16 protein-coding genes are annotated in these 18,895 nt (G+C 67.1%); 4 read left to right on the forward strand and 12 right to left on the reverse strand.

The features are described from left to right. Positions 1 to 618 precede the first annotated feature (618 nt). Positions 619 to 1,512 (forward strand): proline iminopeptidase-family hydrolase, encoded by an 894-nt coding sequence (locus V6W80_RS04780; RefSeq protein WP_338545988.1) that lies wholly within the window; start codon positions 619 to 621, stop codon positions 1,510 to 1,512. On the opposite strand, the gene V6W80_RS04785 is transcribed toward V6W80_RS04780, so the two are convergent. Together V6W80_RS04785 and V6W80_RS04790 are read right to left on the reverse strand one after the other, a co-directional pair. Then, positions 1,509 to 2,885 (reverse strand): GTPase/DUF3482 domain-containing protein, encoded by a 1,377-nt coding sequence (locus tag V6W80_RS04785; protein WP_184291781.1) that lies wholly within the window; start codon positions 2,883 to 2,885, stop codon positions 1,509 to 1,511. The genes V6W80_RS04780 and V6W80_RS04785 overlap by 4 nt on opposite strands. After that, positions 2,882 to 4,270: a DUF2868 domain-containing protein gene (locus V6W80_RS04790; protein ID WP_338545990.1), complete on the reverse strand. Its 1,389-nt coding sequence runs from the start codon at positions 4,268 to 4,270 to the stop codon at positions 2,882 to 2,884. Before V6W80_RS04790 ends, V6W80_RS04785 begins: the two co-directional genes overlap by 4 nt. 81 nt (positions 4,271 to 4,351) lie before the next feature. Between V6W80_RS04790 and V6W80_RS04795 the strand changes: the two genes are divergently transcribed. Then, positions 4,352 to 4,867, forward strand: coding sequence for a dihydrofolate reductase (locus V6W80_RS04795; RefSeq protein ID WP_338545991.1), 516 nt, complete (start codon positions 4,352 to 4,354; stop codon positions 4,865 to 4,867). A 122-nt stretch (positions 4,868 to 4,989) separates the two neighbouring features. Then, on the forward strand, positions 4,990 to 5,895 hold the full coding sequence (locus V6W80_RS04800; RefSeq protein WP_338545992.1) for a hypothetical protein: 906 nt from the start codon (positions 4,990 to 4,992) through the stop codon (positions 5,893 to 5,895). 115 nt (positions 5,896 to 6,010) lie between these two features. Here the strand turns inward: V6W80_RS04800 and V6W80_RS04805 are convergent, their stop codons facing one another. From V6W80_RS04805 to V6W80_RS04850, 10 genes are all read right to left on the reverse strand, one after another. Then, positions 6,011 to 6,448: a hypothetical protein gene (locus tag V6W80_RS04805; RefSeq protein WP_017640942.1), complete on the reverse strand. Its 438-nt coding sequence runs from the start codon at positions 6,446 to 6,448 to the stop codon at positions 6,011 to 6,013. A gap of 164 nt (positions 6,449 to 6,612) precedes the next feature. Then, positions 6,613 to 7,620 carry a nucleoid-associated protein YejK gene (gene yejK / locus V6W80_RS04810; RefSeq protein WP_338545994.1) on the reverse strand — a complete coding sequence of 336 codons (1,008 nt, stop codon included), beginning with the start codon at positions 7,618 to 7,620 and terminating at the stop codon, positions 6,613 to 6,615. Positions 7,621 to 7,699: 79 nt separating this feature from the next. Beyond that, positions 7,700 to 8,578 carry a GntR family transcriptional regulator gene (locus V6W80_RS04815; protein WP_338545995.1) on the reverse strand — a complete coding sequence of 293 codons (879 nt, stop codon included), beginning with the start codon at positions 8,576 to 8,578 and terminating at the stop codon, positions 7,700 to 7,702. Between the two features lie 86 nt (positions 8,579 to 8,664). Further along, positions 8,665 to 10,119, reverse strand: a complete 1,455-nt coding sequence (locus V6W80_RS04820; protein WP_338545997.1) for an amino acid permease — start codon at positions 10,117 to 10,119, stop codon at positions 8,665 to 8,667. Between the two features lie 377 nt (positions 10,120 to 10,496). After that, positions 10,497 to 11,987, reverse strand: coding sequence for an aldehyde dehydrogenase (locus V6W80_RS04825; RefSeq protein ID WP_338545998.1), 1,491 nt, complete (start codon positions 11,985 to 11,987; stop codon positions 10,497 to 10,499). 2 nt (positions 11,988 to 11,989) lie between these two features. Beyond that, positions 11,990 to 12,892 carry a dihydrodipicolinate synthase family protein gene (locus V6W80_RS04830; RefSeq protein ID WP_338545999.1) on the reverse strand — a complete coding sequence of 301 codons (903 nt, stop codon included), beginning with the start codon at positions 12,890 to 12,892 and terminating at the stop codon, positions 11,990 to 11,992. 49 nt (positions 12,893 to 12,941) lie between these two features. Beyond that, positions 12,942 to 14,258, reverse strand: a complete 1,317-nt coding sequence (locus V6W80_RS04835; protein WP_338546001.1) for an NAD(P)/FAD-dependent oxidoreductase — start codon at positions 14,256 to 14,258, stop codon at positions 12,942 to 12,944. A 205-nt stretch (positions 14,259 to 14,463) separates the two neighbouring features. Then, the gene (gene proX / locus V6W80_RS04840) at positions 14,464 to 15,489 is read right to left on the reverse strand and encodes a glycine betaine/L-proline ABC transporter substrate-binding protein ProX (RefSeq protein ID WP_338546003.1); all 1,026 of its coding nucleotides are present in this window, start codon (positions 15,487 to 15,489) and stop codon (positions 14,464 to 14,466) included. A gap of 48 nt (positions 15,490 to 15,537) precedes the next feature. Then, a complete protein-coding gene (gene proW, locus V6W80_RS04845) occupies positions 15,538 to 16,494 on the reverse strand; it encodes a glycine betaine/L-proline ABC transporter permease ProW (RefSeq protein ID WP_257704134.1) in 957 nt (318 codons plus the stop codon). Between the two features lie 50 nt (positions 16,495 to 16,544). Beyond that, positions 16,545 to 17,579 (reverse strand): quaternary amine ABC transporter ATP-binding protein, encoded by a 1,035-nt coding sequence (locus tag V6W80_RS04850; protein ID WP_184291758.1) that lies wholly within the window; start codon positions 17,577 to 17,579, stop codon positions 16,545 to 16,547. Between the two features lie 342 nt (positions 17,580 to 17,921). Between V6W80_RS04850 and V6W80_RS04855 the strand changes: the two genes are divergently transcribed. After that, the gene (locus V6W80_RS04855) at positions 17,922 to 18,887 is read left to right on the forward strand and encodes a LysR substrate-binding domain-containing protein (RefSeq protein ID WP_184291756.1); all 966 of its coding nucleotides are present in this window, start codon (positions 17,922 to 17,924) and stop codon (positions 18,885 to 18,887) included. Positions 18,888 to 18,895 lie beyond the last annotated feature (8 nt).

Below are 18,895 nucleotides of genomic sequence, written 5' to 3' on the forward strand. Positions count from 1 at the left end.
CTGGAAGTATCTTTTTAAAAGCTGGTTAGCCTGGCGTGTTACGTAATGTCCTCGTGCCTTTCATTCAATAGGCATGGCAAGTAGCAAGCGTTAGCCAACGTCTTAAAACCGCTTGAATAACCCTAAACTTTCAGCTGGCACCCCAGTGCCCCGTCTGGCCGGCCGAACGTTAGTGCCGAGGAAGCGGGTGAGCGGCATGGATGCCGCGAAAGGGGCCAAGGGCCAGGACGGCCCTTCGGCCCCGGCCCGCTGGAGCGGCGCTGACGTGAGGGCATCCTGCGCAACGCGCAGGACCGGCTAGTTGGGGCGAGCGTTTTTGGTTACTTTTTTGGCAATTGAAAAAAGTGACCCGCCCGGCGAGGCGGAACAAGGAGCGTCAGCAGATTCCTAAAATCAGCTTGGCGGCCTGAGCAAAAGCACTACCCCCCACCCCAACCCTCCCCCGCAAGCGGGAGAGGGGGCGGTCCGGCGTGAAGGGATCGAGCGCTGCGAGTCAGCCTGGCCGTCGATCACAACTGCAACGCAGCCCACCCCCCAAACCTACAACTTTTCCCAGTTATCCCCCGCCCACCTACCCGCTAGCCTGACCCCGTTCCCATCCAGACGAGGAAGGCATCCATGCAGGTTCAAGAAGGCTACGCCGATTTCCAAGGCCACCAGACCTGGTACCGGGTCACCGGCGAGCTGGCCAGCGGGCGGTTGCCGCTGGTGGTGGCCCACGGCGGTCCCGGTTGCACCCATGACTATGTCGACAGCTTCAAGGACCTGGCCGAGCACGGCTGGCCGGTGGTGCATTACGACCAGCTGGGCAATGGCCGTTCCACCCACCTGCGCGGCATCGATCCGGGTTTCTGGACGGTGGAGCTGTTTCTCGACGAGCTGAACAACCTGCTGCGCCATCTGGGTATCGGCCAGTACGTGCTGCTCGGCCAATCCTGGGGCGGGATGCTGGCTGCCGAGCATGGGGTACGGCAGCCGGCAGGGCTGCGGGGGCTGATCATCGCCAATTCGCCTGCGTCCATGGCGCTCTGGCGCGAGGCGGCGGCTGGGCTGCGGGCCGAATTGCCGCTCGAGGTGCAGGCCACCCTGGCGCGACACGAGGCCGCCGGCACGACCGACTCGCCGGAGTACCGCGCCGCCAGCCAGGTCTTCTATGCCCGCCATGTCTGCCGGGTGCAGCCCCTGCCGGCCGAAGTGGCGCGCACCTTCGCCGCCATCGACGCCGACCCCACCGTCTATCACGCCATGAACGGCCCCACCGAGTTCCATGTGATCGGCAGGCTGCGGGATTGGAGCGTGATCGAGCGGCTGGCGCGGATCCAGGTGCCGACGCTGCTGATTTCTGGGCGCCATGACGAAGCGACGCCGGCCTGCGTGGAGCCCTTCGATCGACTCATCCCGGACGTGCGCTGGCGCATCTTCGAGAATTCCAGCCACATGCCCCACGTGGAAGAACGCGAAGCCTGCATGGCCACCGTGGCGATCTTTCTCGCCGAAGTGGAAGGCCGCTAGGCCTCGGCGTCGAGGGCCGCGGCGATCTCGTCGATGCGGGTCTGGCGGTCGTCGGCCTGCAGGCGCGGACGCGGATTGAGCGCCGACCATTCCGGGTGGGCCCGGGCTACCTGCACGGCGGCGGGCAGCTTGCCCTCGCGCCAGCGCTGCTCGTCAGGCGCGGCCACCTCGATGGCGCCCTGGGCGGCGTGGCCGCGGGTTTCCAGCGCCGCCAATAGCTGACGCTGCCGTAGCGCCAGCAGCCGCAGCACGGCATCGTCGATGGACAGCTCCCGCCCGCCACGCAGCTTGCCGAACAGCCGTCGGCCATAGTGGCCGCCGGTCTGTGCCAGGCCGCCAGCCAGAGCGCCCAGTACCGTGGCAGCGCCCAGGGTCAGGCCGCCGGCGAGCAGGTCGAGGCCGACCCCGGCCGCCGCCCCGGCCGCCACCCCGCCGCCCAGGCGGATGCCCAGCAGGCGCAGGGTTTCCGGATTGAACAGATCGTCGCCCCAGCGGCCGTCCAGCAGCGGCAGGTCGCTGGCATGGGCATCGCCCGGGCGAAAGCCGAACAGCCGCAGGAGTTCTTCCACGCAGCGTTGTTCGCGGCTACGCAGGGCGTCGCGCAAGTCGGCGGTCGCGTTGCTCACCTCGGCTTCGCCGGGCGCCACGCTGCGCCGGGCAGCGGCGGCATCCACCAGCAATTCGGCGATCAGCCGCACGCCCTGCTGATGGCGACGGCGGGCCTGTTCGGCATGGTCGGCGATCAGCCGTTGCAAGGCCGGGCGGCCACTTTCCAGCAGGGTCGCCAGGCTTTCGTAGAGACGCGCCTCGCCATCCGCCGGTGGCGCGACGCTGTCGAAGCGCACCAGGGCGTGCAGGCCGAGGCGGGCCAGGGTGGCGCGCCAGTCGTCGGCGCGGTGGCCGTCGGCGGCGACGAAGTTGAGCACTGGCACCAGCGGGCGCCCGCAGCCGGCCAGCACCGCCAGTTCGTCGCGGTACTTGGCCAGCACCGGCTCGCGGGCGTCGATGACATAGAGACCGGCGTCGGAGGCGCGCAGCTGGCGGATCACCTTGGCTTCCTGCTCGAAGCGTTGGCGGGCTTCGACGCTGTCGAGAAAACGGTCGAGCAGGGTGGCGGCGTCCAGGCGTTCGCCGGGTCTTTCCAGCTGCTCCAGGTAGTCGCGCAGGGCGATGGCGTCTTCCAGGCCGGGCGTGTCGTAGAGCTCCAGCAGCGCCTCGCCATCCACCGACAGGCGTGCACCCTCGACGTGGCGCGTGGTGCTGGGGCGATGGGAGACCTCGCCGAAGTCGACGTCGCGGGTCAAGGTGCGCAGTAGCGAGGTCTTGCCGACATTGGTATGGCCGACCAGCGCCAGGCGCAGGGGGCCGCTCATGGATTCGTCTCCAGCCAGGCCAGTTCTTCGAGATCGCCCTCGCAGTGTGCCAGACGCAGGGCGTCCAGTGCCTGGCGCCAGTCGTCCAGGCGAACCGGATCGAGCTTGCCACCCAGGGGCGCGGGCAATAGCCAGACGCGGGTCGCGGTGGCGCAGCGCGACAATTCCGCCAACAGCGTCAGGGTACCGCGATCCGGCGAGCGGCGGGGATCGCAGGCGATCAGCAGGCGGCGCGCCGGATAGCGGGTCAGCTGTTCGAGCAGATGACGGCGGCCCTGGCCGTCGTCGAGGACGCCGGCGTCACGCACGCCCTCGGGCAGCGGTGGCGGCCAGGTGTGGTCGGTGAGTTCGAGACCCACCAGCAGCGCCTCGTCGCCGGTGCGGGCGAGGCCACTGGCGTCCTGCTGGGGCAGGTGCGCGGGGGCGGCGTCGTTCACGCCCAGGCGTTCGCTGGTGGGCAGCAGGCGTTCGCGCAGGTGCAGATAGCCGGGGCGTTCCACGTCCAGCCGCAGGCGCCCGCGCCCGCGCCGCCAGCGCCACAGGCAGAGCAGGGTCAGCAGCAGCCGTGGCAGCAGGCCATAGACCAGCACCACGCCCAGCAGCCAGCCGGCCCAGGCCTGGCGCGCCGTGGCCAGGGGGCTGGCGGCATCGCCACTGGCGGCGATGCTGGCCGGGTCGGGCAGGGGAAAACCCAGCAGCTGGGGCAGGGCGCCCAGCACCTGGGTGAGCAGCACGAAGGTGTCGCTGCCGAGCAGGGTGGTCTCCCAGACGAACAGATAGCTGCGTCCGGAGAGCAGCGCCAGCAGGGTCGCCAGGGCACTGCCGAGGATCAGCAGCCAGAGACCGTGCACCAGGCCGCCCAGGGCCCATGGCAGCAGCCGCGCGCGGCCCAGCAGACCGACCAGTGCCGGCCCCAGGTGCAGGGCTCGGGCATCCCGCGCCAGGCGGCCGGAGAGCCACAACCAGAGTCGCGCCAGCGGTGAGGCCAGTTGCCGTCCACCCCCCAGCAGACCAAGGGCCCAGACCAGCAGGCTGAGCAGATGGAGGCCGAGCAGGCTGCCCAGCGCCCAGAACACATTGACCGGGCGACTGCCGTCACCCAGGGCGCCAGCGGCGAGCCCGGCGCCGCAGAACAGCGCCACGACGCCCAGCAGCCAGGCGGCCAGTACCGCACCCTGGCGCCAGCGACGTCGCGCGGCCAGCAGGCCATCGCGCTGGCCGAGCAGCCGGGCACGGGTCACCAGGCGCGTCTCGAAGGCGCCGCCGGCCGCCCGTGCCTGGCGATTGGCTTCGGCGTCTTCCAGCGGGCCGCTGTCTTCCTCGGTCAGGCGCAGGGCTTCGGTCAGCCAGAGGTCTTCGAAGACGGGGGAGGGGGTTGCGGTCACGCGTCGGTGCCCTTGCGGCAAAAACGTCGAGGATAGTCCCTGGCGCCCCGGCTGTTAACGCCTCTGTTATGCTCTGTCACCATGAAAACCTCTCTTCCCCTGAGCCTGATCGTCGCCGTGGCCGACAACGGCGTCATCGGCATCGACAATCGTCTCCCCTGGCACCTGCCGGCGGAGCTTAAATATTTCAAGGCCGTGACCCTCGGCAAGCCGCTGGTCATGGGTCGCAAGACCTGGGACTCCCTGGGCCGCCCGTTGCCGGGTCGGCTGAATCTGGTGGTCTCCCGTCAGACTGATCTGGTGGCCGAAGGTGCCGAGGTGCGGACGTCGCTGACCGCTGCGGTCGAGCGCGCCGAGGCCTGGGCCCTTGAGCACCAGGCAGCCGAGATCATGCTGATCGGCGGCGCCCAGCTGTTCGCCGACGCCCTGCCCCAGGCGCAGCGCCTCTACCTGACCCGAGTCGCCCTGGCGCCGCAAGGCGATGTCTTCTTTCCCCCATGGCAGGAGAGCGACTGGCAGCTTGTCTCGCGCCAGGAACACGCGGCCGAGGACGACCGTCCGGCCTATGCCTGCGAGGTCTGGGAGCGCCGGGCCTAGGGGCGGTCGCCTGCAGCCTTCCCGTCTAGCTCTGGTCATTGCCCCGACCTTAAGTAAAACCTAAGACGGGTGTGGCATAAGGACGCTGAGGCAGGCCGCCCGGGCGGCCGGAGGGCACGACCATGAGGGCGATCGACAGCCAGACTTCGACGGCAATGGCAGGGACTCAGCCTGCCAGTACGAGCGCTACCGGCAATCAGCGCGCACCCGCCGCCGACTCCGCCAGCGCGGGGGGAACCCCAGCCGGCACCGATGTCGCGGTGGACCTGTCGCCCGCCGCCCAGCTCATTGCCAGGCTGTTACCGGGCCAGTCGAACGGTAACAGCGATCTCGACGGTTTCATGCAGATCCTCCAGCAGCAGATCCGCAGCCAGGGCACCGACGCCGCCGTGCTCGGCGAACTGCCCCAGGATGCTAGTGCCGACCGTATCCAGTTGGCGAAGCAGGCGGCCAATCACCTGTTGGTGAGCTATTACCATGACGACAGTCGCTATGCCGACGCCTCCACCCAGGATCCTTTCGCCAACCTGGACAGCGACAGCCTGACGCGTATCGCCAGCGACGATTCCGGCACCTTCACTTCGGCTGAGCGTCAGCTCGCCTATTTCGAAGGCGCGCAGCGTGGCACTGATGCGGCCAACGTGGCCTTTTCCGGGCTCTCCCCGCAGGATCAGGGTGCCGCGTCCTGGAACTGGGCTCCCGCCGCCACGGAAGACGCCGGTATCCTCGGTACGCTGAATCCCGGCATGCCGAATTGGCAACCCAATCAGTTGAGCAGTCAGCTCATCGACGGCCTGAGTCCTGGCGGCGTGGCGACCGCTGCCGCCCAGGAAACCGCCCAGTTGTCGGCGCCGACCTTCAACGTCAGCACCGGTGCCGATGGTGCACCCCAGTGGACGGTGCTGCCGGTGGACGAACAGGGCGCAGGGGTAAACACCGCACTGGATGGCAGTATCCTCACCCAGATGACCGGCACGACGGCCGCGCCGGCGCTGTCGCTCTATCGGCAGATCGCCGCGTTCGGTTGAGTGGGGCTGTTGGGCAGGGCCTGCTTGTTGGGCTTCGACGATGAAGCCGTCTCAGCCCAACCTACGGTGCGGTAGGTTGGCGCTGAGCGCAGCGAAGCCCAACACCAAGCTGACCTCAGATAGCCCGCAGTTTCTTCGCCGGCAGGTAGTCGCGATGGACGCGTTCTTCCACCAGGTACAACCAGCAGGGGCCTTCCACCTGGGGAAAGAGGCGGACTTCCTGGATGCTGCTGGGCTTGGGTTCGCCATTGCCGACCTGCACCGCCACCGTCTGGCCCAGACGGAAGCGCGGGACCACGCCGGCGTCCACCACGCTCTGCTCGGCCTTGGTCGCCGGGCGGCCCAGGTATTCGCCCAGGTCCACCGGGCCGGAGGGGCCTTCGGCCACGGTGTCCACATGGAAGCTGTAGGCGGTGGCCAGGCCTTCGTCGCCACCGTGGGTCTCACCCTGCTTGATGCGCGACACGGCCTGGTCGAGGGCGGCGTCGAGCGTCAGTTCATTGTTCGATTGCAGGGTGATGACGATGCGGCGTTCGAAGGGGTACTGGCTCATGGTTTCGACTTTTTCGGCAGATAAGGAAAAGAAGGGACATCTTGTGCCCCCTTTGGCCGGCCACTGTCCAGCCGGGGGCGCCCGATCGGTGATCGCGTTTGCAACCCCAGGTGTCCAGGAGGCTCGACGGTCATTCGCGGATGACCGTGCTCGCTGCGCTCAGGCTAGTCATTACGCCGCTTGAGCTGGTCCTTGAGCTGGGTCGGCACCTCGCGAATGATCAGCAGATCCTGGCCTTCGTCGTATTCGATGCGCGAACCCAGCAGGTGCGCTTCGAAGCTGATCGACAGGCCTTCGGCGCGACCGGTGAAGCGGCGGAATTGATTGAGGGTGCGCTTGTCCGCCGGGATCTCCGGCGCCAGGCCGTAATCCTTGTTGCGGATGTAGTCGTAGAAGGCGCGCGGGGCCTGGTCGTCCATCAGCTCGGAAAGGGCGTCCAGGGCCACGGGTTCGCCGCGCTTGGCCTGGCTGCTGGCGTAGTCCACCAGGGTATCGGTCTTTTCCTTGGCGGCTTCTTCGGGCAGGTCCTCGCTTTCCACGTAGTCGCTGAAGGCCTTGAGCAGGGTGCGGGTCTCGCCCTTGGCGTCGACGCCTTCCTGGCAACCGATGAAGTCGCGGAAGTAGTCCGAGACCTTCTTGCCGCCCTTGCCGCGGATAAAGGAGATGTACTGGCGCGACTGCTTGTTGTTGCGCCATTCCGAGAGGTTGATGCGCGCCGCCAGGTGCAGCTGGCCCAGGTCCAGGTGCTTGGCCGGGGCGACTTCCAGGCTCTCGGTGACGGTCACCCCCTCGCTGTGGTGCAGCAGGGCGATGCTCAGGTAGTCGGTCATGCCCTGCTGGTACTGGGCGAACAGCACATGGCCGCCGGTGGAAAGGTTGCTGCTCTCCATCAGCCCCTTGAGATGCTCCACCGCCTGGCGACTGAAGGCGACGAAGTCCTGCTCGCCTTCCAGGTAGGCATGGAGCCAGCCGCTCAAGGGATAGGCGCCGGATTCCTCGTGGAACAGGCCCCAGGCCTTGTTGGGCTTGGCGTTGTAGCTGTCATTGAGATCGGCCAGCAGATTCTCGATGGCCTGGGAGTCGGCCAGTTCGGCGTCCCGCGCGTGCAGGGTCGCGGGCTGGCCGTCGGGCTTCTTGTCGATCAGATGGACGATGGCGTGACGGATCGGCATGACGGCCTCGGGTAACGGAGAAAAGTCCGCCAGTCTAACGCCCCCGCGCCCTGGCGGGCAGGCCCTGGGCGCCGCAGGCTCAGCGCGCCGCCGTGGCCTGCTTTTCCTGCAGCGCGTTGCCCAGGTGGCGGGTCATGAAGGTCGCGGCCTCTTCGCGGCGGCCCTCCAGCAGCAGATCGATCAGCTGCAGATGTTCCTGGCAGCGGCGCTGGGCCTGCTGGCGATCCACCGACTTCTGGTACTCGATCAAGCGGCGCAGGCGATTGAGCCGGCGCAGCGCATCAAGGATGAAGGCATTGCCCGAGCAGCGGGCGATGGTCTCGTGCAGGCGGGTGTTGGCGTCGAAGATTTCCGCGGGCGAGGCCTCGAACACCCGGCCTGCGGCCAGCAGCGCCTGCTCGTCGCGGCAGCGCCGCAAGGCTTCGGCATCCAGGGTGAAGTCGGCTTCACGGATGCCGGCCGGCTCCAGCAGCAGGCGAAAGCGATAGCTCTGGGCATAGGCGTCAGGCGAGGTGAGGCCTTCGACGAAACTCCAGCCATAGCCTGGCAGGCGCTCGGCCCAGCCTTCCTGGACGATGCGCCTGAGGATATCGGCCAGTTGCCCACGGGTGACCTGGTAGCGGCGGATCAGCTCGTTTTCCGTGACCTTCAGCGGCAATTCGCCCTCGATTCGGTCGCGGGCGATGGTCAGGTACAGGCGTTCGCTGGCGGACACCTCTTCGCGCGCCTGGGGCGTGGCGTCCAGGGCCGCGGCGGCCACGGCGAAGCCGCCTTCGGGATGGCGCGCCAGCAGGGACTGGTCGGCCATCTGCTGCAGGGCGCTGCGCACCGGCGAGCGCGACACCCGCAGCCGCTCGGCCAGGGCGCGCTCGGGCAGCCGGGTGCCGACCGCCAGCTGGTGCGAGGCGATGTAGGTGAGGATGTCGGGAATCAGTTGGGAGGCGAGGGTGGTGCCCATGGCAGCGCTGGCGAGTCGATCGGAAAGATCCGGGATGCTAGCACGGGACCCACCGGGCGCAGCCGGCAGGTCCCGCTGGCGGTCGCTCAGTCCCCGCTCGGACTGACGTCCATGTCCTTGAGCTTCACCAGGCGGCTGCGGTGCTTGCAGCGGTAGCCCAGCCAGACGGCGAGAAACAGCGGCAGGCTGATGTAGGTGGCGGCCAGGCCCAGCCAGTCGACGCCGTGCGGCCCGAACAGGGCGGCATAGTTCTGCCCCAGGGTGATCACCAGGCAGAGGGCGAAGGCCAGCAGCGGCCCGAAGGGGAACAGCTTGGCGCGGTAAGGCAGGTCTTCCAGGCGGCGACCCTGGGCCAGGTAGCCCTGGCGGAAGCGATAGTGGGAGACGGCGATGCCCAGCCAGGCGATGAAGCCGCACATGCCCGAGGTGTTGAGCAGCCAGCCATAGAGGGCCTTGTCGCCCACCAGCGAGGTAAAGAAGCACAGGGCGCCCACCGCGGTGGTGGCCAGCAGGGCATTGCGCGGCACGCCATTGCGCGAAACGCGGGCGAACAGGCGCGGCGCCTTGCCCTGTTCGGCCAGGCTGTGCAGCATCCGGGTCGAGGCGTACATGCCCGAGGTGCCGGCGGAGAGCACCGCCGAGAGGATCACCGCGTTCATCAGGCTGGCGGCGAAGGCCAGGCCGGCGCGCTCGAACAGCAGGGTGAACGGCGAGACGGAAACGTCGGTGGCATCGTTCTGCAAGAGGCGCGGATCGGTGTAGGGAATCAGCATGCCGATAACGAAGATCGCCAGCACATAGAACATCAGGATGCGCCAGAACACCTGGCGGATGGCGATGGGTACATTCTTGCGCGGATTCTCCGATTCACCGGCGGCGATGCCGATCAGCTCGGTGCCCTGGAAGGAAAAGCCGGCGATCATGGCCACCCCGACCATGGCCTGCAGGCCGCCGACGAAGGGCGCCTCGCCCTGGGTGAACACGGACAGGCCCGGCGGCTCGATGCCGCTGAAGATGCCGAGAATGGCGGCCAGGCCCAGGCCGATGAAGACCACCACGGTGGCCACCTTGATCAGCGCGAACCAGAATTCGCTCTCGCCGAAGCCCCGTACCGACACCGCATTGAGCAGGAACATCAGTGCGAGGAACAGCGCGCTCCAGATGAGCCCCGGCACCTCGGGAAACCAGAAGCCCATCACCAGCTGCGCGGCCACCAGTTCGGCGGCGATGGTCACCGCCCAGTTGTACCAGTAGTTCCAGCCCAGGGCGAAGCCGAAGCCATCCTCGACGAAGCGACTGCCATAGATGGAGAAGGAGCCCGACACCGGCTGGTAGGCGGCCATTTCGCCGAGGCTGGTCATGAGGAAGTAGACCATCAGGCCGATCAGCGCATAGGCCGCCAGGGCGCCGCCCGGGCCGGCGGTGGCCACGGTGGCGCCGGAGGCGACGAACAGCCCGGTGCCGATGGAGCCGCCGATGGCGATCATGTTGAGGTGGCGGGGCTTGAGCCGGCGCTGCAGACTCGGAGAGGCGGTGGACATGGAATTTCCAGCTGGCAGTTGAAGGGGCCGGACGTTGGCTCTGGCGGCCATTCACGGTCATGGGGCGCAGGGCGGTGCACCCACCGCCTGCCGCCACCTGCACAGGCAGGTGGCAAAAAAGCGGCGAAGCTTAGCAGGCTAAGGGCGCCAGGTGGGATGGCGGTCGTCGGTGCGCGGCCGGGCGAGGAAGCCAGCACGTCCGTTCTGGCTACGGGTAGGCGGCACAGGGCAAGCGCTAGCCAGCGAGATCAGCGCCGCAGCGAGCGGCGGACCGTCGCCACGTGGTCAGCCAGGGTACTGATGTCGAGCGCGGCCAGGCAGGGGAGGACGGTCCGCTACGCTGCGGCAGCGGACCGGGTAGCGTCTTTAGCTCGAGATCAAGACGCGTCGATCCAGATGGTCTTGATCTCGGTGTACTGGTCGTGGGCCCACAGCGACTTGTCGCGCCCGCCGAAGCCCGACTCCTTGTAGCCGCCGAAGGGGGTGGAGGCATCGCCCTCGCCGAAGCAGTTGACGGTGACGATGCCGGCACGGATGCCACGGGCCAGCTTGATGGCGTGGCGCAGGTTGCCGGTGTAGGCCGAGGCGGCCAGCCCGTAGGCGGTGTCGTTGGCCAGCTCCAGGGCTTCGTCGATGTCGTCGAAGGGGGTCACGCTCAGTACCGGGCCGAAGATCTCCTCGCGGAACAGGCGGCTGTCACGGTCCACGTCATCGACGATGGTCGGCTCGACGTAGACGCCGTCGCGGGTCGCGCCGCCGGTCACCAGCTTGAGCTGCTGCTCGCGGGCGTGTTCCAGGTAGGAACGCACCTTGTCGAAGTGCGCCTTGCTGACCAGGGAGCCCAGGCGATTCTCCGGATCCAGTGGATCGCCGAGTTGCCAGTCCTGCAGGTGCACCTGTATCCGCTCCAGCAGGGCGTCCTTGACCTCGCGATGGACGATCAGGCGGGAGGTGGCCGAGCAGTTCTCGCCCATGTTCCAGAAGGCGCCGTTGACCACGTGCTGGGCGACCTGGTCGAGATCCTCGACGTCGTTCATCACCACGGCGGGATTCTTGCCGCCCAGTTCCAGGACGATGCGCTTGAGATTGGATTCGGCGGCGTACTTGAGGAACAGCCGACCGGTGTCGGTGGAGCCGGTAAAGCTGACCGCGGCGATGTCCGGATGCCGACCGATGGGCTCGCCGGCTTCCTTGCCACCGCCGGGCACCACGTTGAAGACCCCGGCCGGCACCCCGGCCTGATGGGCCAGCTCGGCCACTCGCAGGGCACTCAGGGTGGTCTCCATGGCCGGCTTGACCACGATGGAGCAGCCGGCGGCCAGCGACGGGCCGATCTTCCAGGCCAGCATCAGCAACGGGAAGTTCCAGGGCAGCACCAGGCCCACCACCCCGATGGGCTCGCGGACCACCATGGCCAGGGCACCGGCCCCGGTGGGGGCGGTGGCGTCGTAGATCTTGTCGATCAGCTCGGCGTGCCAGCGCAGGGTGTTGATGGTCTCGGGCACATCGATGGTCTGGCACTCGCGCACCGGCTTGCCGCTGTCGAGACTCTCCACCACCGCCAGTTCATGGGCATGTTCTTCCAGCAGCGCAGCGAATTTCTGCAGCACGACCTTGCGCGCGGAGGGGGGCAGACCGCTCCAGCGACCGTCCTCGAAGGCGGTCTTGGCGGCAGCCACGGCAAGATCGACGTCGGCGGCGCCACAGGCCGCCACCCGCGCCAGCTCGACCCCGGTGGCGGGGTTGCTGGTGACGAAGGTCTGACCGCTCTGGGCGGCGACGAAGGCGCCATCGATGAAGGCCTGGGTGCGTAGCTCGACGGTGGCGGCGAGGTCGGCGTAGGCGGCTTTGCTCAAGAGATCGGTCATGGTCAGGCTCCTTGGACGATACGGGCGACGTTGTTCTTCAGCGCGGCGATCACCTGCGCCAGTTCGGCCTGTTCGGCTTCGCTCATGCCCTTGAGCGGCGCGCGGACGCCGCCGTTGGGCAGGCCGGCCAGTTCGCAGCCGTACTTGATCGACTGCACGAACTTGCCGCCTTCGAGGTAATCCATCAGCGGCAGCATGGCCGCCATGATCCGGCGCCCCTTGGCGAAGTCCTGCTCCAGCACGCAGGCCTCGTAGAGCGCCACGTGCTCGCGCGGCACGAAGTTGGAGCCGGCGCAGACCCAGCTGCGCGCGCCCCAGGCGAAGAATTCCAGGGCCTGGTCGTCCCAGCCGCAGGAGAGCTGCAGGTCCGGACGCTTGACCGCATGGCGGTGCAGGGCGGCCATGTCGCCGCTGCTTTCCTTGATCGACTGGACGTTGCGGCAGCCGGCGATGGCGGTGAAGAAGTCCTCGCCCATGGCCACGTTCATCCGCCCCGGATAGTTGTAGAGCATGATCGGCAGGTCGGCGGCGCGATCCACCGTCAGCACGTGTTCGGCGATCTCCTGCTGGGTCGGCAGGGCATAGGGCGGGGTGCCGACCAGGATGGCGTCGGCGCCGTGCTCACGCGCGGCTTGGGCGAACACCACCGAATCCTCGGTACGGATGGCGCCGGTACCGATCACCAGCGGCAGGCGCCCGCCGATCACGTCGCAGGCCTGGGCGATCAACGCCAGGCGCTCTTCGCCGCTGTGGGCGTAGTACTCGCCGGTGGAGCCACCGACCACGATGCCGTGCACCTTGGCTTCGATCAGGTATTCCAGGACCTGGGCGAAGCCGGCCTGGTCGATGGCGCCGTCCGCCTTGAGCGGGGTGATGGCCGGGGTGTAGATGCCGTCGAAGTTCATGGTGGAGCCTCCAGAGGTTGCACGGATGTCAGCGGGGAGGGCGCGGCCGTCAGCTTTCGCAGCCGGCCCGGTACTGTCCCCACAAGAGGTTGAAATTGACGCCGGCCGAGAGGAACGGCTGCGGCGGGTTGGCGTTGGGGCCGGGCGCGGCGAGCAGGAAATCGATGAGTTCGTCGCGTTCGCCGGCCAGCCAGTCGGCCAGCAGCTTGCCGGTGGCGGTGCCGCGGGTGACGCCCAGGCCATTGCAGCCCAGGGCGCCATAGACGTTGGGCGCCAGCTGGCCGAAGAAGCCGTTGTGGTTGCGGGTCATGGCCAGGGCGCCGCCCCAGGTGTAGTCGAAGGTCACCTGCGGCAGCATCGGGAAGCGGCGGGCGAAGGAGGCCTGGTGCCGCTGCAGCACTCGCTGCAGATGCTTGGGATTGCTGCGCCCGTCGGGGTTGAAGCTGAAGCTGTTGCGGATCAGCAGGCGCTGATCGGGGGTACGGCGCACCGTGGTGCCGAACGGGTCGGCGGGGATGGCGCCCCAATAGGGCCTGCCGCCCAGCAGCGCCTGCTCGTCGGGCGTCAACGGCCGCGTGAGACTGCCGTAGGTGAAGATCGGCAGCATGCGCCCCTGCAGGAAGCCGAAGTGCTGGCCGAAGGAATTGTTGGCCAGCACCAGTTTGCCGGCGGTGATACGGCCAGCGGCATGCCGCAGCTCGGGGCGCGAACCGTAGTCCACGTCCAGGATCGGCGTGCGCTCGAAGAGCGTGACATTGGCCGGTAGATTCTCGGCCAAACCCTTGACCAGGGCGCTGGGCTGGATCAGCACCGCGCCAGGGGTATAGAGCGCCCGCTGATAGAAGTCCGTGCCCAGGTGCTCGGGCAGGGTCTCGCGTTCGATCATCTGATAGGGCTGGTCGAGCTTGTCCAGGCCGCGGCGGTAGGCGTCGAGGACCGCCAGGCCGCGTTCCTCGACAGCGGCCTGATACTTGCCGCAGGCCTTGAGTTGGCAATCGATGCCGTAGCGCTCCACCTGCTGGCGCAGATAGGCCTGGCCGCTCAGGTTCAGCTTGAGCACGGTGCGGGCGATGCGGATGTCGCCGATGTAGTCCTCGGCGCCGATGTCATGGGGCAGGTCGATGGCGAAGCCGGCATTGCGCCCGGCCGGCCCCAGGCCGACCTCCTGGGCTTCCACCAAGATCACCTCGTCATCCGGGAAATTCAGCGCCAGTTGCCGTGCGGCGGCGAGCCCGGTGAACCCGGCGCCGACCACCACCCAGGGCGCCTCGCTATGACCGCGATGGCTGGGCCGGGGCGTGCGCGGGGTACTGGTGTGGTACCAGCCACAGGTGTTGTCGTCGGCGGGCAGGGCTTGGACTTTCATGGTGCGCAACCGTCTCTGGTGAAGCGTCTGGCCTGAACGCGAGGCGCACAGGGCTTGCCCGCCTCCCGAGGAGGCAGGATGTCGCTTTAGGTCGTTCAGAACCGAGCCGCGGGCTCAGGCCGTTCAGGCCCGGCGGTCCGGTACGTCGTGGTGGCGCTGTGCCCGACTACTGCTCGGTCACGGCGCGCTGGCGCCGTCTAGGCGATCACTTCTGCCCAGCGGCGCGGGCGTCCGCCAGCCAGCGGTCCCACTCGGCCTGGTGCGCCTTGATCCACTCGGCGGCCTGACGCTTGATGTCGTCCAGCGACTTCTCGCCGTTCTGCATCTTGAGGTTCTGGGCGCTTTCGTCGGCGGTGGCGATCTTCAGCTCCGAGAGGAACTTGACCGCGGCGGGGTTCTTCCTGGCGAAGTCCTTGTTGATCACCGCCACGACGTTGTCGATGGGAGCGCCCAGGTTCTTGCCCTCGAAGGTGGTGTTCACGTCGTTCTTGCCGTCGGGCAGCGAGGTGAAGGGCACTGGTAGCCAGACAACGTCCCGGCCTTCCACCAGCACGCTGGAGATCCACTGCGGCACCCAGGTGTAGTAGAAGATGGGCTTGCCGTCCTTGTAGCGCTGGATGGTGTCGGCCATCAACGCGAAATAGGAGCCGCGGTTGTCGGTGACGGTGTCGTTCAGGCCATAGGCCTTGAGCTGGTGCTCGACGATCACCTCGCAGCCCCAGCCGGGGTTGCAGCCGGTAAGGTCGGCCTTGCCGTCGCCATTGCTGTCGAACAGCTTGGCGATTTCCGGCTTCTTGAAGTCCGAGATGTCCTTGATGTGGTACTGGTCGGCCGTCTTCTTGTCGATCATGAAGCCCTGCAGCACGCCTGGCATCACGTTACCGGCCTTGACCATGGTGTCGTCGCCGCCGGCCTTGTCATAGAAGGCCTGGTGCATGTGTTCCCACATGTGCACGGTGAAGTCGGCGTCGCCGTAGGACAGCGCCAGGAACAGCGCCGGGTAGTCGGTCTCCTTGGGGGCCTTGACGTCATAGCCCAGCGCCTTGAGGCCGGCGATGGCGATCTCGCCGCGAAAGCGTTCTTCGGCGATGGTGGGGAAGATCGGCGTGACTTTCACCCCGGCGCCGGGTTGGTCGGCGCTAGCGGCATGGACGGCGCCGCTCAGGGCCAGACCTAGGAGGGAGGCGGCGAAGCCGGTCAGGAGCGCTTTCTTGCATGCGGATAGATTCATGAATCACCTGTCGCTGTGAGTGTTGGTTTTTTTAGGTGAAAGGCACGTTCAAGGGGTAACCGGCTGCGGCAGCGCTTTTTTCTTGCCGACCAGGCGCACCAGCAGACCGACCGGGCCGCTGTGGTACCAGCGTTGGCCGGTGGCCTGGTGGGCGCTGCGCTCGCCCATGGCCTGGGTGAAGCGGTCGAGGAAGATCGCCAGCAGCACCAGGCCGATACCGCCGACGCTGGCCAGCCCCATGTCCAGGCGACCGATGCCGCTGAGAACCATGAGACCGAGGCCGCCGACCGAGATCATCGAGGCCACCACCACCATCGACAGCGCCAGCATCAGGGTCTGGTTGACCCCGGCCATGATGGTCGGCGCCGCCAGCGGCAGCTGAACCTTGACCAGCATCTGCCAGGGCGTGCAGCCGAAGGCACGGGCGGCCTCGATCTTGTCTTCCGGCACCTGGCGGATGCCCAGATTGGTCAGGCGCACCAGCGGTGCCAGCGAGAAGATGATGGTGACGATGACCCCCGGCACGTTGCCGATGCCGAACAGCATCACCACCGGCACCAGGTAGACGAAGGCCGGCAGCGTCTGCATGGCGTCCAGCAGTGGGCGGATGCACATTTCCAGGCGATTGCTGCGGGCGCTGAGGATGCCCAGCGGGATGCCGATCACCGCGCAGAACACCAGGGAGGTGAGCACCAGGGCGAGGGTGACCATGGCATCGTTCCACACGCCGATCAGCCCCAGGGCGGTGAGCATGGCCAGGGTCAGGATGCCTATGCGGCGACCACCGATCTGCCAGCCGAGCAGGGCGGCCAGCAGGATGAACACGGTCGGTGGCACCGACATCAGCGCGGCCTGAATGCCGTCCAGGACCTGGTCCACCGGCCAGCGGATGGAGCGGAACACCTCGCGAAAGTTGTGCACCAGATAGCGCAACGCGGCTTCCACCCAGGAGCCCACCGGAACGGTGATCGTCTTGAAGGGATCGAGAATGCTGAAATCGGACATGAGCGGGGCCTCCGGCGCGCCTGCGCGCCCTCAACAAAGGAAAACAGCGATCAGTGGCCGCCGAGATAGCTCAGCAGGCGACCCTGGGAGATGCAGCCCTGATAGGCGCCGGCGGCGTCCACGACCGGCACCGGCGCGCTGGCCCGGGCCACGGTGCCGAAGATGTCCTTGATCGGCGTGTCCGCCGTGATCGGGGTTTCGCGACCGGGCATATAGACGATCTGCGCATCCCGCTGGGCGATGTCGCCGGCCTTGAGGATGCGGCTGGAATCGAAGCCATTGAAGAAGGTGCGCACGTAGTCGTTGGCCGGATTGCACAGCAACTCGCGCGGGGTGCCGATTTGCACGACGCGGCCGCCTTCCATGATGGCGATGCGGTGGCCGATACGGACCGCTTCCTCGATGTCGTGGGAGATGAAGATGATGGTGCGGTCCTGCTGCTGCTGCAGCTTGATCAGCTCGCCCTGCATCTCGTGGCGGATCAGCGGATCGAGGGCGGAGAAGGCTTCGTCCATCAGCAGGATGGCCGGATCGTTGGCCAGCGCCCGGGCCAGGCCCACGCGTTGCTGCATGCCGCCGGAGAGCTGGTGCGGATAGCAGTATTCCTGGCCGGCCAGGCCCACCTGGCGCAGCGCGGTGATGGAGCGGCTGTTGCGCTCCTTCTCGGCGACGCCGCTGATCTGCAGACCGAAGCCGACGTTTTCCAGCACCGTCATATGCGGCATCAGAGCGAAGGACTGGAACACCATGCCCATGTCCTTGCGCCGTACCTGCAGCAGGTCCTTGTCGTTTAGCCCGGTGATTTCCCGACCGTTGAGAAAGATGGCGCCGGCGGTGGGCTCGATGAGGCGATTGAACAGTCGCACCATGGTGGACTTGCCCGAGCCGGAGAGGCCCATGATCACGAAGATCTCGCCGCGCATGACCGAGAAGCTGGCATCGAAGACGCCGATGACCTGACCGGTCTGCTCGAACACCTCCGCCTTGGAAGCCCCCGCCCTGACCAGTGCCATGGCGGTATCCGCCTGGGAGCCGAACACCTTGTAGATGTTGCGGACCGAGATGATTTCGTCGGAGCGGGTCATGCCATGCCTCCTTCGCGCCCAGCACAGGCAGTCACCACCGCTGTGCAGTTCTGATTGATGAGAGATGCTGGGCAGAGGTAATGGGTGTCTGTCTTCACGACGGCGGTCCCTTCTTGTTGTTCTTGTGGCCCTCGGAACGGGGCTTTTCAGCAAATCTATAAGCTGACCCCGGGCAAATCCAACAACATTTCCAGCCGCGATTTGATAACGTCACGTTATGATTTCGCTGAGCGCGTCAGGGGTGTCGCCGTGAGATATGCCGGCTGTCTCCAGGGGCTCTAAGGTCGGGTGGTCGCGGCCAATAATGGCTGCCAGCTCTTTTTCCGCTCATCGAGAGTCACGATGTCCAAACCCGTCGATCCCGATACGCTGCTGCTGAAGATGCCGTCGTTGCGCGCGGTGAAGGCTTTTGTCGCGGCGGCCAAGTACGCAAGCTTCACCCGGGCCGCCGAGGCGCTGTGCGTGTCCCAGGCGGCGATCAGCCGGCAGATCCGCGAGCTGGAGGGCTATCTCGGTGCCCAGCTGTTCAGCCGGGTCGGGCGGGCGGTGGCCTTGACTCCGGCGGGCGAGCTGTTCTTCGATGCGGCCCAGTTATCCTTCGTCAACATCGCCCAAGCCGCCGAGCGCATCCGCAGCAACCAGACCGCCAGGCACATGCTGACCCTGTGCTGCTCGCCGGCCTTCTCGGCGCTGTGGCTGTCCCAGCATCTGCCGGACTTCTTCGCCAGCCATCCCGAGATCGAACTGAATCTGGTCACCACCCAGAACTTCCTGGCCATGGAGCCCGGGGTGCAGCCGGACGTCTTCATCACCAAGATGCCCAAGGTGCGCGATGGCTATCGCAGTACGGCGCTGTTCCACGACATCATCTATCCGGTGTGCTCGCCGCTGTATCTCGAACGCCATCCGCAGATCAGTACCCTCGAAGGGGTTCGTGACGCGGCCCTGCTCAACCTCAGTCCCTATGGTCGCTCCCAGGTGGCCGAGCACGTCGACTGGGGGGTGTGGCTGGCCTTCCAGGGGGTGGATCTGGACGAGCGTCCGGCGGACAGTCCGCCGCTGTTCAATGCCAACGATTACAATCTGATCATTGGCATGGTGCTGACCCACCAGGGCATCAGCCTGGGCTGGAATCATCTGGTGGCGGCGCTGCTGGAGCAGGGCCAGCTGGTGCGACCGATCCAGGAGCAGGTGGTGCTGCGCAACAGCCGCCACTACCTGTCGATCCGCGAGGACGCGGAAGACAGCGAGGCGGTGCGGCGCTTCCAGCAGTGGCTGCTCGGTCGCCTCGGGCGAGCGCCCGCCTGACCTGCGGT

The sequence above is a fragment of the Pseudomonas benzopyrenica genome (assembly GCF_036884265.1).
Lineage (GTDB): Bacteria > Pseudomonadota > Gammaproteobacteria > Pseudomonadales > Pseudomonadaceae > Chryseomonas > Chryseomonas benzopyrenica.

Excerpts from the sequence above, each read along its gene's own strand:
- V6W80_RS04855 (WP_184291756.1), top strand. The coding sequence starts at position 17,922 with ATGTCCAAACCCGTCGATCCCGATACGCTGCTGCTGAAGATGCCGTCG.
- V6W80_RS04835 (WP_338546001.1), bottom strand. The coding sequence starts at position 14,258 with ATGAAAGTCCAAGCCCTGCCCGCCGACGACAACACCTGTGGCTGGTAC.
- V6W80_RS04825 (WP_338545998.1), bottom strand. The coding sequence starts at position 11,987 with ATGACCGATCTCTTGAGCAAAGCCGCCTACGCCGACCTCGCCGCCACC.
- V6W80_RS04850 (WP_184291758.1), bottom strand. The coding sequence starts at position 17,579 with ATGACCCGCTCCGACGAAATCATCTCGGTCCGCAACATCTACAAGGTG.
- V6W80_RS04785 (WP_184291781.1), bottom strand. The coding sequence starts at position 2,885 with ATGAGCGGCCCCCTGCGCCTGGCGCTGGTCGGCCATACCAATGTCGGC.
- V6W80_RS04795 (WP_338545991.1), top strand. The coding sequence starts at position 4,352 with ATGAAAACCTCTCTTCCCCTGAGCCTGATCGTCGCCGTGGCCGACAAC.
- V6W80_RS04820 (WP_338545997.1), bottom strand. The coding sequence starts at position 10,119 with ATGTCCACCGCCTCTCCGAGTCTGCAGCGCCGGCTCAAGCCCCGCCAC.
- V6W80_RS04780 (WP_338545988.1), top strand. The coding sequence starts at position 619 with ATGCAGGTTCAAGAAGGCTACGCCGATTTCCAAGGCCACCAGACCTGG.
- proW (WP_257704134.1), bottom strand. The coding sequence starts at position 16,494 with ATGTCCGATTTCAGCATTCTCGATCCCTTCAAGACGATCACCGTTCCG.
- V6W80_RS04815 (WP_338545995.1), bottom strand. The coding sequence starts at position 8,578 with ATGGGCACCACCCTCGCCTCCCAACTGATTCCCGACATCCTCACCTAC.
- V6W80_RS04800 (WP_338545992.1), top strand. The coding sequence starts at position 4,990 with ATGAGGGCGATCGACAGCCAGACTTCGACGGCAATGGCAGGGACTCAG.
- proX (WP_338546003.1), bottom strand. The coding sequence starts at position 15,489 with ATGAATCTATCCGCATGCAAGAAAGCGCTCCTGACCGGCTTCGCCGCC.
- yejK (WP_338545994.1), bottom strand. The coding sequence starts at position 7,620 with ATGCCGATCCGTCACGCCATCGTCCATCTGATCGACAAGAAGCCCGAC.
- V6W80_RS04805 (WP_017640942.1), bottom strand. The coding sequence starts at position 6,448 with ATGAGCCAGTACCCCTTCGAACGCCGCATCGTCATCACCCTGCAATCG.
- V6W80_RS04830 (WP_338545999.1), bottom strand. The coding sequence starts at position 12,892 with ATGAACTTCGACGGCATCTACACCCCGGCCATCACCCCGCTCAAGGCG.